General features: G+C 60.4%; 13 protein-coding genes. All 13 read left to right on the top strand.

All coding sequences use genetic code 11. The annotated features are described in order from the left end of the window. Window positions 1–161: 161 nt before the first annotated feature. The 13 genes from nuoD to VSP_RS26190 all read left to right on the top strand — a co-directional run bounded on the left by nuoD (window position 162) and on the right by VSP_RS26190 (window position 15,794). A complete protein-coding gene (nuoD, locus tag VSP_RS26250) occupies window positions 162–1,421 on the top strand; it encodes an NADH dehydrogenase (quinone) subunit D (protein ID WP_009964446.1) in 1,260 nt (419 codons plus the stop codon). Between the two features lie 36 nt (window positions 1,422–1,457). After that, complete coding sequence (locus VSP_RS26245; protein ID WP_009964445.1) at window positions 1,458–1,958, top strand: NADH-quinone oxidoreductase subunit NuoE family protein; 501 nt, start codon at window positions 1,458–1,460, stop codon at window positions 1,956–1,958. Continuing rightward, complete coding sequence (gene nuoF / locus VSP_RS26240; protein WP_009964444.1) at window positions 1,958–3,349, top strand: NADH-quinone oxidoreductase subunit NuoF; 1,392 nt, start codon at window positions 1,958–1,960, stop codon at window positions 3,347–3,349. The genes VSP_RS26245 and nuoF overlap by 1 nt, the downstream gene beginning before the upstream one ends. Before the next feature lie 667 nt (window positions 3,350–4,016). After that, complete coding sequence (locus VSP_RS26235) at window positions 4,017–4,490, top strand: type III secretion system chaperone (protein WP_198141233.1); 474 nt, start codon at window positions 4,017–4,019, stop codon at window positions 4,488–4,490. Between the two features lie 64 nt (window positions 4,491–4,554). After that, window positions 4,555–6,825, top strand: a complete 2,271-nt coding sequence (locus tag VSP_RS26230; RefSeq protein ID WP_009964441.1) for a protein kinase domain-containing protein — start codon at window positions 4,555–4,557, stop codon at window positions 6,823–6,825. Between the two features lie 35 nt (window positions 6,826–6,860). Continuing rightward, on the top strand, window positions 6,861–7,100 hold the full coding sequence (locus VSP_RS26225; protein WP_009964440.1) for a hypothetical protein: 240 nt from the start codon (window positions 6,861–6,863) through the stop codon (window positions 7,098–7,100). A 794-nt stretch (window positions 7,101–7,894) separates the two neighbouring features. Continuing rightward, a complete protein-coding gene (locus VSP_RS26220; protein ID WP_029190775.1) occupies window positions 7,895–9,625 on the top strand; it encodes an NADH-quinone oxidoreductase subunit G in 1,731 nt (576 codons plus the stop codon). A 3-nt stretch (window positions 9,626–9,628) separates the two neighbouring features. Then, the gene (locus VSP_RS26215; RefSeq protein ID WP_009964438.1) at window positions 9,629–10,822 is read left to right on the top strand and encodes a complex I subunit 1/NuoH family protein; all 1,194 of its coding nucleotides are present in this window, start codon (window positions 9,629–9,631) and stop codon (window positions 10,820–10,822) included. 28 nt (window positions 10,823–10,850) lie between these two features. Beyond that, the gene (locus tag VSP_RS26210; RefSeq protein WP_009964437.1) at window positions 10,851–11,384 is read left to right on the top strand and encodes a NuoI/complex I 23 kDa subunit family protein; all 534 of its coding nucleotides are present in this window, start codon (window positions 10,851–10,853) and stop codon (window positions 11,382–11,384) included. A gap of 66 nt (window positions 11,385–11,450) precedes the next feature. Further along, complete coding sequence (locus VSP_RS26205) at window positions 11,451–12,014, top strand: NADH-quinone oxidoreductase subunit J family protein (protein WP_009964436.1); 564 nt, start codon at window positions 11,451–11,453, stop codon at window positions 12,012–12,014. A gap of 42 nt (window positions 12,015–12,056) precedes the next feature. After that, window positions 12,057–12,374 carry an NADH-quinone oxidoreductase subunit NuoK gene (gene nuoK / locus VSP_RS26200; protein ID WP_009964434.1) on the top strand — a complete coding sequence of 106 codons (318 nt, stop codon included), beginning with the start codon at window positions 12,057–12,059 and terminating at the stop codon, window positions 12,372–12,374. 42 nt (window positions 12,375–12,416) lie between these two features. After that, window positions 12,417–14,270: an NADH-quinone oxidoreductase subunit L gene (gene nuoL, locus VSP_RS26195; protein ID WP_009964433.1), complete on the top strand. Its 1,854-nt coding sequence runs from the start codon at window positions 12,417–12,419 to the stop codon at window positions 14,268–14,270. Window positions 14,271–14,309: 39 nt separating this feature from the next. Next, window positions 14,310–15,794 (top strand): complex I subunit 4 family protein, encoded by a 1,485-nt coding sequence (locus VSP_RS26190; protein ID WP_009964431.1) that lies wholly within the window; start codon window positions 14,310–14,312, stop codon window positions 15,792–15,794. Window positions 15,795–15,804 lie beyond the last annotated feature (10 nt).

Genomic DNA, 15,804 nt, shown 5'->3' with positions numbered 1-15,804 from the left:
GCTCCCTCTTGAATTTTGAAGTTTCCTCCCAGAAGCTCCCTGTCAGCCCTGACTCCCTCACCCCGCGCTTGTGAAATTTTTCACAAATTAGGCTTGCCGCTGTCGCCAGTTCGCGCACTGTCCGTTTTAGTAGAGTAGTCCCAGACTTCCCGCCATCCAGCATGCCCACGACGGTCCAAGAAATCGAAGCGCCCGACAACGCAGCCAAGGCTGCGCAGTATGCTCAGGGTCACGAAGAAGCCGTGTCGGACATGATCGGCGAGAAACTGGTGCTCAACATGGGCCCCTCCCACCCAGCCACTCACGGGGTGCTGCGTCTGGTGTTGGAGCTTGATGGTGAGATCATTACGAAGGCGGACCCGGACGTCGGTTACCTGCATCGCGGCGATGAAAAGATCGCCGAGAACATGCACTACAACCAGTTCGTCCCGTACACCGACCGTCTGGACTACCTTGCCCCCCTCGCCAACAACGTGGCTTACGCCATGGCGGTGGAGAAGCTCATGGGCTGGAAGCTGCCTGAGCGTGGCGAAGCCATCCGTGTGATCTGCTGTGAGATGGCCCGCATCTCCTCCCACCTCCTCGGGGTGGGCGTGTTTGCCATGGACGTGGGCGCCATGTCCGTCTTCCTCTACACCTTCACGGAACGTGAGAAGATCTACAACCTGAGCGAGCAGCTCACCGGTGCCCGATTCACCACCAGCTACACCCGCGTGGGTGGCCAGACGCGGGACATGAACGAGGCCTTTATCTCCGGCCTCAAGACCTTCCTCAAGGAGCTCCCTCCGGTTATTGATGAGATGGACGCGTTGCTCTCCCGCAACCGCATCTTCCTCGACCGTACCCAGGGTCTCGGCATCATCACCAAGGAGGACGCCCTTTCCTTCGGCATCTCCGGGCCGAACCTCCGCAGCACCGGCATCGATTTCGACATCCGGAAGGCGCACCCGTACCTCGGTTATGAGAAGTACGAGTTCGACATCCCCGTCGGCACCACTGGCGACAGCTACGACCGCTACCTCTGCCGCATGGAAGAAATGCGCCAGAGCATCCGCATTCTGAATCAGGTGCTGGCCGACCTGCCCGGCGGCCCCGTCAACGTGGGCGACCCCAAGAACCGCCTGCCCAAGAAGGAAGGCGTGCTCATGAAGATGGAGGAGCTCATCCATCACTTCATCGTCGCCACCCAGGGGCTCGATGCCCCTGCCGGTGAGGTTTACTTCGGTGCGGAGAACCCCAAGGGCGAGCTCGGTTTCTACATTTGCAGCAAGGGCGGCGGCGTCCCGTATCGCCTGAAGATCCGCAGCCCCTCCTTTGTGAACCTGAGCATCCTGCCCAAGATCCTGCCCGGGCACATGCTCAGTGACGTGCCTGCCATCCTTGGCAGCTTTGACTTCGTGATGGGCGAGTGTGACCGCTAAGCCCCTATTTTCCGGATCGTACGTTCCCTTTCCCTTATGGCGTTAGAAGTGCCCGCAGCGTTGGAAGCCAAGATTGATGAGGTAATCACGCATTACCCCGTCTCAAAACGCAGTGCCGTGCTGCCTCTGCTTCACCTCATGCAACATGAGTACCGCTACATCACGGATGATGCGGTGAACTGGGTGGCGGCCAAGCTCGGCCTGCAGCCCATTCAGGTGCTGGAGGTGGTCACCTTCTACCCTGGCTTTCGCCAGAGCGCCCCGGGCAAGTTCCACATCCGCGTCTGCCGCACGCTCTCCTGCGCCATGGCTGGCAGCTATGAGTTGATGGAGTCCCTCTGCAAGGCAGCGGATATCGACCGCTCCCATGTGGACCACCACCACCCCATCGCCGTCAGCGCGGACGGGAAGTACAGCATCGAATTCGCGGAATGTCTCGCGAGCTGCGGCTTCGGCCCCGTGTGCATGGTGGAAGACGATTTCCATGAATCCGTGAAGCCTCAGGCCGCGGCAGAACTTTTGAAGCAATATCAGTGATGAGCGCCGCCATTACCTACAAAGCCGGCAAGCAGCCCCACGCGCGGGAGCATCGCCTGATTTTCCGCAACATCGATCGTGAAGGGTACACCCCGTCCATCGAGAGCTTCGTGGCGAACGGGGGCTATGAGATGCTCAAGAAGGCCGTTGGCATGGAGCGCCAGGCCATCATTGACGAAGTCAAGAAATCCGGCCTGCGCGGTCGTGGCGGTGCGGGTTTCCCCACCGGCGTGAAGTGGGGGTTCATCCCGCCCACGAACACGAAGCCCGTGTACCTCATCTGCAACGCGGATGAATCCGAGCCCGGCACCTTCAAGGATCGCTACATCCTTCACCAGGATCCGCACCAGCTCATCGAGGGCATGGTCATTGCCTGCTTCGCCGTGAAGGCCACCCTGGCCTACATCTACGTGCGGGAGGAGTTTCCTGAAGCCGCCATTATCCTGGAGAAAGCGCTGGCAGAAGCCCGGGCCAACAACTTCCTGGGCAAGAACATCCTGGGCACCGGGTATGACTTGGACATCTTCGTCCACCGCGGCGCTGGTGCCTACATCTGCGGTGAGGAGACCGGCCTGATCGAGTCCCTGGAAGGCAAGCGCCCCTATCCGCGCATCAAGCCTCCCTATTTCCCTGCGGCGCTAGGACTCTACATGTGCCCCACGATTGTGAACAACGTGGAGTCTCTCTGCCACGTGAAGCACATCCTGGAGATGGGCGGTGAGGAGTACGCCAAGCTGGGTACTCCCAACAACACCGGCACCCGCATCCTCTGCGTGAGCGGCGATGTGCAGAAGCCGGGTTATTTCGAAGTGCAGGTGGGCAAGGTCACCATGGGCGAGGTCATCAACGACCTCTGCGGCGGCTTGAAGCCCGGCCGCAAGCTCAAGGCCATCATCCCCGGCGGATCCTCCGCCAAGGTGCTCCGCGCCGATGAAGTCTTCAAGCTGCGCGACGGTCGCGAGCTGGGCATCATGGACATCCCGATGGACTTTGACACCATGGCCGCCTGCGGCTCCATGGCCGGATCCGGCGGCGTCATCATCATGGACGACAGTCGTTCCATGACCTGGGTCATCAACAACCTGAACAACTTCTACGCCCACGAATCCTGCGGCCAGTGCACGCCCTGCCGTGAAGGTTCCCTGTGGATGAAGAAGATCAGCGACCGCATCGTGGCCGGCGAAGCCAGCCCCTCCGACGTGGCTGAGCTGGAGCGCGTGGCGAACAACATCGAAGGCAAGACCATCTGCGCCTTCGGTGAAGCCTGCTCCTGGCCCACTCAGAGCTTCGTGAAGAAGTTCCGTGAGGAGATGATCGGCGACACCAAGCCCGAGCTGGAACAAGCGGTGGTAAATCCTGAGACCTTGCTCGCTGCGGCGGGCCTGAGGTAGGGGCGGCGGAGATTTCAGTTTTCATTGGAGGGGAAGCAGCGATGCCTCCCCTTTTTTGTGTCTGGGCAGTGACAGAGGCTTTCCGCCAGTTCAGCCGTTGATGTCTGACGGCGATATGCGCAGGGATCCCTTCAGGATGTGATCTTGCTTTATCTGCTGCCAAGAGCATGGCCTGCCAAGGAAGCTGGGGACTGACGTGGGGGTGTTAATGTGGGGGGGAAGCAGATGCGGTCGGCCTTCCCACCTGATCATCGTCCTGGGAGGTGCCCATCGTAGAGATCCCCGCTGGGGATCAGCTTCGATCTGGGGCGGCCGCCTCAAGGCTGGTTCCTTGGCATCCACCCCAAACGCGCGCGGTCGGTCCGTTCTGCTCAGGCTCTCCCGGCTCTCGGGCGCCCCCACCCTTGAGAGGTGCGAAGGGAAGTGGCGCAAGCGGTGGCTGGGCGTGGTTCAGTCTTGAGATAGCTGCCTGTCCCAACTGATGCATGCGGGCGATTTTCACAGGGTGGCGCATCGTGTTCTGGAGACTTTGCCAGAGTCAGGCCTGGACCCGGGCGGGGGATTGCAGTTTCTTTAATCTGTGGTGTAACGTTTATACCCAGCCAGTCAGAGTATGGATCACACGGTGCCTCGATTGAATGCACTGTCATTCAAGCCCATGCTCTACATGAACTTCGAAGACCTTCTCGAACTGACGGCCCACGAACTGGCTCTGGAATCTCTCTCGCTTGCGGAAACTGGAGTAGCCGCCCTGCGCGTTGATGACCAGCTCACGGTGCTGCTGGAGAGGTCCCCCTTCAATCATGAGACTGTGGTGGTGTACGCCCCCCTCGGGGCGGTGCCCGCCAGTGGGCGGGAGGCGTTTTTTGAGGTCCTGCTGGAGGCCCAGCTTTTCGACAGCGAGATCGGCCCCTGCACCTCCTTTGGCCTGTTGCGTGAGACGGGCGAGGTCTTCCTAAACCGCAGTTATTCGCTCGCCGATGCCTCGGCGGAGGAGTTTGTGGAAGTGCTGAACCAGTTTGTAAACTGGGCCGTGCACTGGAAGCAGCGTCTGGCCGGGGGCGGGGTCTCCATCACGATGCCGGAATCCTCCTGTCGCACGGAGATGGAGCCGGCCCTGGGTAATTTCGTCCGCATCTGATGAGGCCCGCCTCCCTCCATGTCGCCACGAGACCGCGCCCGCAACCCTTCTATCGCCTGACTTCATGAACCTTGCCAATGTTCATCACACTCCCGTCACTCAGTTGGCTCCTCTACCCGAACAGGGTGGGGGCCAGACGGAAGTGATCCATCCCTCCCTTGCTGCCAGGATCAAGGGGAAGGCCCTGCAGATGGAGTCGCTGGCACCATTGCGTGACCGCGGCATCGAGTCGGATCAGGTCATCAGCCGGGCGGGCATCAAGGCTCTCCTCAAGAAGACGCCGGAGGAGATGGCGAGCCGTCGTCTGTCCAATTTTCTCAGTATCTTCCCCGGCAAAATGGGTCGCACTGAGTGGACCGGAAGCAGCCATCTCCAGGATATCAAACGAATGGCAGACGCATATCAAAATCTGCCATCCCACGCTCCCGGGGAAAAAATGGAAGTGTTGCAACGATTGTCCGATGCTTTGGACAACTATGGCAGCCAGCCCACCAAGGCCCGGCTCGCGGATCGCATTGCGGGCTTAAAGGAGTTCGTGCGCGGCGAGTTGCTCAAGCTGAAGGCGCAGATGCAGGAACCTGGGCTGCAGGATCTGGGATCAGATGTCTATGGCCCCCAAGGCACTCTCTCAGAGACCTATGAGCCCTTCATGCTTGCTGTGGAAACGGGCAACCAGGAGGTGCTTGATGGGATTGTTCGGGACATGGCAAATCGCCTGGTCGTCGATCTGCGGCATCGTGGTGTGGATGGGGACAAGTTTGCCAACAGCTCTGGCACGAAGCTAAAGGAGCAGTTGTTTAACCAGATCTTTGTTTCGCAGCCCCGGTCCAATGAGGTGATGAATGGCTCTGATCGTGCCTGGGACATGGTGGAAACGGCCATGGACCAACTCTATGCGGGTATGGTGAATGGCTTGACGGATGCGCATGGCGGCATTCTCCCGGATGGCAGTCTCGTCGTGGGACAATCACACTATGTGCCAAAGGGCGGGGTAGGGGGCAAGGATGTCCCCGTCAGCGCAGGAGGTGCCGCACTTGGCGAAGGCGGCTTCGGCAGCGTGTACATTTACGAGGGGCAGGACGGGGGCGCGATCGTGGTCAAAGAGCCGCTGGACGAAGGTGTGAGCGAAATGGTGGGGGATCAGCGCTCGGAAAAACTGCGGGAGAAGGCCCGTGAATCCCACCATGAAGCGGAGATTCACCGTCAGGCTCAGGGCGAGGCCGGGCACGAAAACCTCGTCCGCCTGGAGGGAATCATTCACAATGGCAAGAACACCACCATCTGCCTTGAGTACTGCCCGAATGGGGATGTTTCCGGCATGGGCAGAAAGCTGTGGGACTCAGAAATGCTCACTGGTCTCTCGCCTGACCAGCAGGGGCGCGTGCGCCAGCAAGCCATGGGGCTGATGTGCCGGGATATGGCCCGCGGTCTGGGGCACATCCATCAGAACGGGGTGGGGCACCTTGACTTCAAGGGGGTGAACGTGTTTCTGGGGCGCGATGGTGTGGGCAAAGTGGGGGACCTGGGCACCGGGGTGAGGCTGCAGGAGGGCCGCTTTGAGGTGCCGACGAATTACCACTTCCCTGATGCCCCCTCGTATCTGCCTCCAGAGGTTCTGGAACTCATGCAACTTCCCCCGCACAAGTCCCTGCTGCGCGGTCTGATGGACAAGGAGTGGATCACCTCCATCGATCTTGAGGCTTATGAGGCGGCCTGTGGGCAACTGGGAAATCAGGCGCCAATCGAGGAGTTCCAACGCGTCAAGGGGACGCTTCTGGACATTCAACAACGAGCTGGACTGCAGGACTCCAACAAGGATGAACTGGTGGCCGCGTGGCGCGAGGCCACCCGCGGGCTGGACGCCCTCGCAAAGGGCCTTCAGAGGAGCGAAGGCGTGACTACGGGCCAGGTTCTGGATGTCACCAAAGTGGATGTCTGGGCGCTCGGCATCACGATGTGTGAGCTGGCCTACTCGGGTGAGCACGGCAGCGGCTCCCCGTTTGAAGGCAGCAACTCCGGGCGCACCACGACCAACATCGCTGAGTACGCCCAGGATGGCACCAAGACCTTTACGGAATATCGTCTCGAACGTTGGGCTAAGGATCATCCCGACACTCTGCCGCCCACGGATGAGCGTCTCGATGCTCTGCTCGACAAGCTGTTGCACCGTGATCCAGATCAGCGCATCAGCGTGGCGCAGGCGCTCGATGATCCCTACTTCAGCGAGCTGGCCCTCGACAACCCGCAGGTGCGGGAGTTTGTTAAAATACTGACCTCCTCTGGCAGCAGCCGTGTTGCCATTGAGGAGTCCGCCAAGCGGGTCGCCCAGCTCTGATTGTGACGCATGCCTCGTGGAGTTTTTGTGATTTCATGAAACCCGGCGCGGCCGCCGGGCCTGGGAAGATCGTGCCGGGATGTCATCGGGGACTCGAAAACAGTGAGCAGTTCGTCGAAATGCTGGGCCAGGGGATCAACGACGACCTTGGCCGGACTGGGAACTGTGCCGAGGGTTTGGGCGTGGCCCTGGTGGAGGCCTTCTTCCCCGGGCAGCAGTTCCAGCATCCCATTCCCAACGGGGCTTCATCTTCGAAGATCGATGGCGACATCTGAGAGGAGGTGACACAGGCGTCCCGCCTGTGCGTGTTACCGGCGTCCCGCCGGTTCAGCTGCGGTATCGGGTGCTTCATGGGAGGGCAGGGGAATCGCGGGTCCATCGGAGATCTCTCGCTTTCCGGCGTCCCTCCGGGACGGGCGCACGGCCATCTGCGCCGGTCCTCCATCGGTCGTGTGCACCATCTCGCCCCTCCGTTGCCTGAGCTGGTTAAGACAACCGGACTACCCCTGTGGCGACGCTGCGGGCGTAGTCCGACCCGCAGCGCGGGAGACACAAGACTTGAAGACACAAGACAGAAGACCTGAGGCGATGGGTGGCGAGGGGTAATAGTGAGGCAGGGGATCGAAGAGCGGCGGATTGCTCCACACCCTCCGGGAGTCCGCGCTCGCCCACTGCACCGGCGGGACGCCGGTACCACGCACCGACAGGAAGTCGGTGTCACTTGCTGCCAGTCCCAGAGGGATATCGGACGGAAGCCGGTGGTGACAACCACCGGACCTCGCCATCTCCTGGCCCTCGCGTCCCGGCGGGACGCCGGATCGTTGCCCCCTGACGCACATCCTGCCTCCCGGCGTCCGAGTCCCGGGCGAACCAAGAACCAAACCCACGCAAGCCCCCTGACTCCCTCTCATCCTCCCGCTTTCAGCACCTTGACCACTGACGCACTGCCTACTGCCAACTGGCTTCTGCCCATTGCCGCACTGGCTCAACACCCGACTTTGTGAAAAATTTCACAAATTCAGCTTGCTGGATCTTCCCTGAAACAAATAGTGGGGCGATACCACATTCCATGAGCAACACTGCCGTAACTGCCCCCGCTTCACCACCCGCCGTGGACTTGGTGAACGTGCAGGTTAATGGGGTCTGGCACAAGTTCCCCAAGGGGACGCGCATGATTGAAGCCTGCCGTCAGGTAGGGGCGCTGGTGCCGCACTACTGTTACCACCCCAAGCTCACGTCGCCCGGCAACTGCCGTATGTGCCTCGTGGAAATGGGGATGCCCCCGCGTCCCGCACCCGGGCAGGAGCCGGAGAAAGATGAATTTGGGATGGCCAAGATCGGCTGGATGCCGCGTCCGGTCATTGCCTGTGCGAACACCGTGGCCGAAGGGCAGGGGATCCGCACCGAGGGCAAGCTGAGCGAGGAGTGCCGCAAAGGGGTGATGGAGCTGCTGCTCATCAACCACCCGCTGGACTGCCCTATCTGCGACCAGGCTGGCGAGTGCCGCCTTCAGGAATTCAGCGTCGAGCACGGCAATGGCGAGAGCCACTTCCGTGAAGAGAAGGTCAAGAAGCCGAAAAACGTGGACATCGGGCCGCGCATCCGTCTGGACGACGAGCGCTGCATCATGTGCTCCCGTTGCATCCGTTTCACGGCGGAGATCGCCGATGATCCCGTGCTGGGCTTCACCGAGCGCGGGAGCTACACCACGCTCGCAGTGCACCCTGGCAAGCGCCTGGAGAACAACTACTCCCTCAACACCGTGGACATCTGCCCGGTGGGAGCGCTGACCTCCAATGACTTCCGGTTCCAGATGCGAGTCTGGTTCCTGAAGGAGACCAAGAGCCTCTGCACGAAGTGCGGCCGCGGTTGCAATATTGAGATCAGCAGCCGTCAGAACGAAGTTTACCGCCAGACGCCACGGGAGAATAACGACGTGAACTCCACGTGGATGTGTGACCAGGGCCGCCTGGACTTCCACTTTGTGAACAGTGACTACCGTCTGACGCAGCCGCTGGTCAAGAAGAGCAACGGCCACCATCCTACCACGTGGAAACTGGCCGTGAATCAGGTCGCCGAGGCACTCCGGAGCGTGAAAGCCACCGAGATTGCGGTGATTGCCTCCGGTCGCATGACCAATGAGGAGCTCTATCTCACCCACGCTCTCGTCAAATCGGTTGGCATCGAGAACTACGACGTTGTGCCCCGCACCGGCGGTGGAGACGACTACCTCCGCGCGGACGACCAGAACCCCAACAGCAACGGCGTACGCGCCATCTGGGGCACTGAACCGGGTGCGAAGCTCCCGCAGATTATCGCTGGCATCAACAGCGGGGCCATCAAGGTGGTGCTCGCCTTGGGTGAGAACCTCATCAAGGCTGGTCTGGAAAAGGCCGCTCTTGAAAAGCTGACTTTCCTGGCCTCCTCACACATCCTGGCCAACGCCACCGCTGAGCTCTCTCACGTGGTGCTTCCTGCGGCGAGCTATGCCGAGAAGCGTGGCAGCATGATCAACGTCACGGGCCGCCTTCAGCGTCTGAGCAAGGCCGTCAACTCGCCGGGCGAGGCCCGCGATGATTGGGAAATCCTGCGCGACATCATCCTCGCCTATGCTGGCTCCAACGGCATTCACAGCGTGGAAGACGTCTTCAAGCGTATGGCTGGCGACGTGGAAATTTTCAGTGGTCTGACGCTCGCCCGCATCGGCGAACTGGGTGTGCAGGTCATGGAAACGGGCGAAAAAGTGCCTCTGCTGGAGCGGGAACGCGAGCGCAAGGCCAAAGGCATCATCGTGGGATAAGTCATGGGAAGCTTTCTGGACAGCATCAATCTCGCCTTCATCATCGCTGCGGCGGTGAAGATCGTTTTCTTCAGCTTCATGGTCATCCTGCCCATGGTCGCCTACTCAGTTTATGCTGAGCGGCGCGTGAGTGCGATCATCCAGGACCGTGTGGGGCCAAACCGCACTGGCATCCCGCTCACCCTCTTCGGCGGGAAGAAGGACATCCCTCTGGCGGGCCTCATCCAGCCGCTGGCGGATGGTTTGAAATTCTTCCTCAAGGAGGACTTCACTCCCGCCCACGTCAAGAAATTCTACTACTGGCTGGCGCCCGCGCTGGTCATGGTGCCGGCCATGATGACCGCCGCCGTGGTGCCCTTCGGCAGTGAGCTGGACCTGAGCTGGCTGGCCAAGTTCGGCGTGGAAGGTGCCTGGCTGCAAAAGCCCATCAAGCTGGTCATTGCCGACCTCAATGTGGGCCCTCTCTACATCTTCGCCATCGCCTCCCTTGGGGTGTACGGCATCGTGCTCGCAGGCTGGTCCTCGAACTCGAAGTACCCCTTCCTCGGCGGCGTGCGCAGCACCTCCCAGATGATCTCGTATGAGATCGCGCTGGGCCTTTCCATCATCCCTGTGCTCATGATCTTCGGAGACCTGAACCTCTCCAAGATCGCCCAGTACCAGGACAAGAACGGCTGGCTCCTCCTCCCGCTCTGGGGTGAAGGGCTCACCTTCAAGCGCCTCGTCCTCTGGATCCCCGTTTTCATCTCCTTCATTATCTTCGTGGTCGCCATGTTCGCGGAGACCAACCGGGCACCGTTCGACCTTCCAGAGTGCGAAACGGAACTCGTGGCCGGTTATCACACGGAGTACAGCTCCATGAAGTTCGCCCTGTTCTTCATGGGCGAGTACGCGGCCATGATCATCGGGTCCGGTCTTGCGGTAACCCTTTTCCTCGGCGGCTGGAGCATCCCTTGGGGTTCCCAGATTGGTCTCGGTTATGTGGAAGGGGCCACGCCCATCTGGCTCGGCCTGCTGCACATCGGCTGCTTCCTGGCCAAGGTGGTCTGCTTCATCATCTTCTTCATCTGGGTGCGCTGGACCCTGCCCCGCTTCCGCTATGACCAGCTCATGAAGCTAGGCTGGCTGGTCATGTTTGAACTGGCGCTCGCCAACGTGATTCTCACTGCCGCGCTCATCGTGTGGCTCCCGAACTGATTTTTCTGACCTGATTCCCTCACGCCCTATGGCAACGGTTGTTGTACAACGCCCCAAACTCAAATGGCACGAGAAGTGGTTCATCTCCACGCTTGCCAAGGGCCTGCTCATCACGCTTGGCCACGCCATTGCCATTCTCAGGGGCAAGAAGAAGGTCACCATGCAGTATCCCGAGGAAAAGTGGGATGCGAACCTGCCTGACCACTACCGCGGAGCGCCCGCCCTCGTCACTGACGAACATGGCCGTGAACGCTGCGTGAGCTGCCAGCTCTGCGAGTTCATCTGCCCCCCGCGCGCCATCACCATCATCCCGGAGGAGATCCCCTCCACGGATCCTTGGGCCAAGGTCGAAAAGCGCCCGCGCCTCTTCAACATCGACATGATCCGTTGCATCTACTGCGGCATGTGTGAGGAAGTCTGCCCGGAGCAGGCCATCTTCCTGCGCAAGGACTACGCCATCACGGGCCTGAGCCGTGCGGAAATGGTCCACGACAAGAAGAAGCTCTATGAAATCGGCGGGGTGCGTGAAGGCCTCGTCAACAAGTGGAACGAGCTGAAGTAGTCCAGTCCCGCCCCTAATTTTTCTCCTGTCTCCCGACCGCATTCGCATCATTCCTGCTCGCATCTCATGCCCGCCGTTCTGTTTTACCTCTTCTCTGCGCTCACCCTGGTCTTTGGCCTGATGGTGGTGGTGTTGCGGAACCCGGTGGCGAGCGCCCTCTCCCTGGTCATGAGCTTCGCGGGTCTCGCGGCGTTGTTCATCAGCCTCGACGCTTATTTCATCGGTATCATCCAGATCCTGGTGTACGCCGGCGCGGTGATGGTGCTGTTCCTCTTCATCATCATGCTCCTGGACATCAAGGCGGAGGCGCTCAAAAAGGTGAACGCCTTCTCCGTGGTGGGCGGGGCGCTGCTGGCCATCGTCTTCATTGTGCAGCTTGGCATGATCTTGGGCGGCCTTGAGGCTGGCAAGAAGACCGTCGCCGATGTGCCGATTCACTTTGAGGCTGCGGCTGAGACCCAGAAGCTTCCGACCATCAAAGAAGACCTCGCCAAGAAGTCTCTGCCAGACACGAAGCTTGTCGGCATGGCCCTTTTCCACCGCTACCCCTTCCAGATCCAGTTGATGGGGGCGCTCCTGCTCGTTGGCACCATCGGGGTCGTCATCCTGAGCAAGCGTGAAGTGAACTAAGCCTGGTCAACTGAGCGAACTGATTCCTGCCGAGAGCCTCCCATGGTCACCCTCAACCATTATCTCCTTGTCAGCGGCCTGCTGTTCTCGATCGGCCTAGTTGGCGTCGTGGTCCGCCGCAACATCCTGACCATCTACATGTGCCTGGAGATGATGCTGAGCGCCGCCAATCTCACGCTCGTGGCGTTCTCCCGTTTCCGCCTTGTGGAAGGTCTGCCGGACTACAATGCGCAGGCGCTCGTTTTCTTCACCATCACCGTGGCCGCCGCTGAGGTGGCCGTGGGTCTGGCCATCATTGTGGCGCTCTTCCGGGCGCGTCAGAGTGTGGACATCACCACGGTGGAGAAGCTCAAGGGCTAACCCGCGCCGTTAAGGATCATTTTCTTTTCTCATATCGTCACGATGGAACCCATTTCACTGACAGGAACCGTGCTGCTGCTGCCGCTGGCTTCGGCGCTGGTCATCTTGCTGTTTCACGGCCTGCTCAAGAATGTGGCGCACCTGGTCTCGACCGGCGTGTCCGTCATCATGTTCGGCTGTGCGCTCATTTTCCTGGATGCGGCAGACCAGCCCAACGGCTTGCTTTTGTATGAGTACCTGAAGGTAGGCACCTTTACAGCCGACATAGGGTTCGTGGTGGATACGCAGAGCCGCGGCATGCTCTTCATCGTGACCTTTATCGGCATGCTGGTGCACATCTACTCGCTCGGGTACATGAAGGATGACGATGCGCGCGCCCGCTACTTTGGCGCGCTCTCACTTTTCATGTTCTCCATGAACGGCATCGTTCTGGCGGACAACTTGGTGATGATGTTCATCTTCTGGGAGCTGGTCGGCGTCAGTTCCTACCTGCTCATCGGCCACTGGTTCAAGAAACCCGAGGCAGCCGATGCCGCAAAGAAAGCCTTCCTCACGAACCGCGTGGGTGACTTTGGCTTCATGGCGGGCATTCTCATCCTCTTCGGGCTCACCGGCCACGTCTCCATCTCCCAGCTTCAGGGCTCGATGGAAAGCGGCGCGCTCAATCACATCAAGGACCACTTCCCGTGGGTCATCACCCTCGCTGGTCTTGGATTGTTCCTTGGTGCCATGGGCAAGAGCGCCCAGGCTCCCTTGCATGTCTGGCTGCCGGACGCCATGGAAGGCCCCACGCCCGTGTCCGCCCTCATCCACGCCGCCACCATGGTGGCGGCCGGGGTGTACATGCTGGTGCGTGTTTATTTCATCATCGGTGCCTCGCATGTCACGGGGGACATCATCGCCTGGATCGGCGGCATCACCGCGCTGATGGCGGCCCTTATGGCCACCCAGCAGAGCGACATCAAGAAGATCCTCGCTTACTCCACGCTGTCCCAGCTCGGTTACATGGTCATGGCGGTGGGCTTGGGCGGACCCAAAGAGGGGATGTTCCACCTTTACACGCACGCATTTTTCAAGGCGATGCTGTTCCTCGGCTCCGGTGCGGTGATCTACGCCTGCCACCACGAGCAGAACATCTGGAAAATGGGTGGCTTGAGGAAAAAGATGCCGGTCACGTTCTGGACTTTCGCCATCGGCACTGCTGCCCTGATGGGTGTGCCTCTTATGGCTGGTTTCTGGAGCAAGGAAGGCATTCTTGCGGTGGCGTATCCTGAGCATGGCCACGGCAATGGCATCCTGTTTGCCATGGCTGTCCTCACTGCCACGCTTACCGCCTTCTATATGACCCGCCTGGTCGTGGTGGCGTTCTTTGGCAAAGCTCGCAGCAAGGATGCAGATCACGCTCACGAAGCTCCGCTGGTGATGATCCTGCCTCTGGTGGTCCTGGCCTTCCCCTCCGTTTTGGCGGGCTACCACTTCCTGGCAGAGCCGCTTCAAGCGCTCGTGCCAAATCATCATGAAGGTGCTGGAGCGAAGATTGTCATGGGTTGCTCATTGGTGGCCGTCATCGTTGGCTTCCTCGCCGCCACTCGCCTTTACAAGAACGCGGACAAGGATCCGGTGAACATCCCGCTCTTCGCCAACAAGTTCTACATCGACGAGTTCTACGCTGGTCTCGTGAAGTATGGACAGGACCGTTTTGCCTGGTTGGTCACTGCTCTGGAAAGAATCTTCGTGGACGGTCTGACCGTGCGCCTCCCTGCGGCACTGGCCAGTGGACTGGGGGGCTGGATGCGCGGCCTACAGTCCGGCAGCCTTCAGGCCTATACCTTTGTGCTCGGTCTGGGCATTGTCGTCGTGGTTTACCTGGCGGTGTTCTTTTCCACGAAACCCTGAGTCCCAAGCCTTTAAGCGAAGCCCTTTTTACTCAAGACTGTGAGCCTGCTCGAAATCATCATCCTGCTGCCCCTGCTGGCCGCGCTGGTCATCTGGCTGGGTTCGCCCGCCCGTGTTACGGCGCTGGCGGCGTCGCTACTGAACCTGGTGCTGGTGGGCTGGGCCTTCCTGAACTACCAGTCGCTGCATGGTGCAGATGGGGCCATGGCCTTCCGCCACGCTCGCACCGTCCTCACCAGCCCGCACATCCAGTTCGCCGTGGGGGCGGATGGCCTGAGTCTCACCATGGCGCTGCTCACCGTGCTGGTGACGCTGGCCGCCGTCTGGAGTTTGGTGGACAAGGAGCGCATCTACTACACCTCCACCTTGCTGATTGCCTCCGGTGCTCTTGGGGCCTTCCTCTGCACGGACATCTTCTTCCTGTACGCCTTCCACGAACTGGCGCTCATCCCCACCTTCCTCATGATTGCCCTCTTCGGCCATGGGGACAAGAAGGACGCCGCGTGGCGTATCACCATCTACCTCGGCGTGGGCAGTCTGATCCTCCTGGCGGGTCTTCTGGGCGTGGTCTGGTATTGCAGCCCGGAGAAGGGCAAGCTCACGTTTGACCTCCTGGCCCTCAAGCCGCTGGCCGCTGATGCTCCGTACGCCAAATACGCTGCTGCGAACTTCTTTGTCCTGCTCGTTGGCTTCGGCACTCTGGTCAGTCTCTTTCCGTTCCATAGCTGGGCGGCTCCGGCCTATGCCGCGGCTCCCACACCGATCGCGATGATGCACGCGGGCGTGCTCAAGAAGTTCGGTCTCTACGGTCTCATTCGCATCGCTCTGCCGCTCCTGCCAACCGGAGCGAACACCCCCTGGGTGCAGCACGCGCTGCTCTACATGCTGTTGGGCAACATCCTCGTCATGGGTTTTGTGACGCTGCATCAGCGCCGCCTGGACGGTCTGCTCGCCAACTCCAGTGTGATGCACATGGGTTACATCTTTCTGGGCTTGGCCTCTGGCAACGCTCTGGGACAGAACGGTGCGGTCCTCCTCATGTTCGCCCACGGCATCTCTGTGGCCCTTCTCTTCATGCTCTGCGGCCGCCTGCGCAATCAGCTCGGCACGTTGGAGTTCGACAAGCTCGGCGGCCTGGCGGCGAATGCGCCCTTCCTGAGCCTGATTTTTGGTGTGGGTGCCTTCGCCTCCATCGGTCTGCCCGGCCTGGCCAATTTCGCCGGGGAGGTGCTTATCTTCCTCTCCACCTTCAAGAACTTCCAGGCCAGCGAGGGTTTCACCTTCTTGCAGGTCACGACCATACTTTCCCTCTGGGGTGTGGTCATTAGCGCTGTTTACATGCTGCGTGCCTATCGCAAGATTTTCTTTGGCCAGCCTTCCGCCGGCCATTTTATGAGCGATCCGTCGCTGTTGCAGCGCGTCCCGATGTTCCTCCTTGCCGCCGTGCTCCTGGTGGTCGGGCTCTATCCTGCCATTCTTTTGAACGTTGTTCAGGTCTCCTTGGCGGCGACCGGTTTGAAGTGAAGTAAACTGC

Origin of the sequence: Verrucomicrobium spinosum DSM 4136 = JCM 18804, assembly GCF_000172155.1 — a bacterium.
In the GTDB taxonomy this organism is placed as follows: domain Bacteria; phylum Verrucomicrobiota; class Verrucomicrobiia; order Verrucomicrobiales; family Verrucomicrobiaceae; genus Verrucomicrobium; species Verrucomicrobium spinosum.
Note: the sequence above shows the minus strand (reverse complement) of the source record. Positions and strands in the feature narration are given on the sequence as shown.

Coding starts and splice junctions, on each gene's coding strand:
- VSP_RS26225 (WP_009964440.1), top strand. CDS start 6,861: ATGAAACCCGGCGCGGCCGCCGGGCCTGGGAAGATCGTGCCGGGATGT.
- VSP_RS26235 (WP_198141233.1), top strand. CDS start 4,017: ATGAACTTCGAAGACCTTCTCGAACTGACGGCCCACGAACTGGCTCTG.
- VSP_RS26230 (WP_009964441.1), top strand. CDS start 4,555: ATGAACCTTGCCAATGTTCATCACACTCCCGTCACTCAGTTGGCTCCT.
- VSP_RS26205 (WP_009964436.1), top strand. CDS start 11,451: ATGCCCGCCGTTCTGTTTTACCTCTTCTCTGCGCTCACCCTGGTCTTT.
- VSP_RS26215 (WP_009964438.1), top strand. CDS start 9,629: ATGGGAAGCTTTCTGGACAGCATCAATCTCGCCTTCATCATCGCTGCG.
- nuoF (WP_009964444.1), top strand. CDS start 1,958: ATGAGCGCCGCCATTACCTACAAAGCCGGCAAGCAGCCCCACGCGCGG.
- nuoK (WP_009964434.1), top strand. CDS start 12,057: ATGGTCACCCTCAACCATTATCTCCTTGTCAGCGGCCTGCTGTTCTCG.
- nuoD (WP_009964446.1), top strand. CDS start 162: ATGCCCACGACGGTCCAAGAAATCGAAGCGCCCGACAACGCAGCCAAG.
- VSP_RS26210 (WP_009964437.1), top strand. CDS start 10,851: ATGGCAACGGTTGTTGTACAACGCCCCAAACTCAAATGGCACGAGAAG.
- VSP_RS26220 (WP_029190775.1), top strand. CDS start 7,895: ATGAGCAACACTGCCGTAACTGCCCCCGCTTCACCACCCGCCGTGGAC.
- nuoL (WP_009964433.1), top strand. CDS start 12,417: ATGGAACCCATTTCACTGACAGGAACCGTGCTGCTGCTGCCGCTGGCT.
- VSP_RS26245 (WP_009964445.1), top strand. CDS start 1,458: ATGGCGTTAGAAGTGCCCGCAGCGTTGGAAGCCAAGATTGATGAGGTA.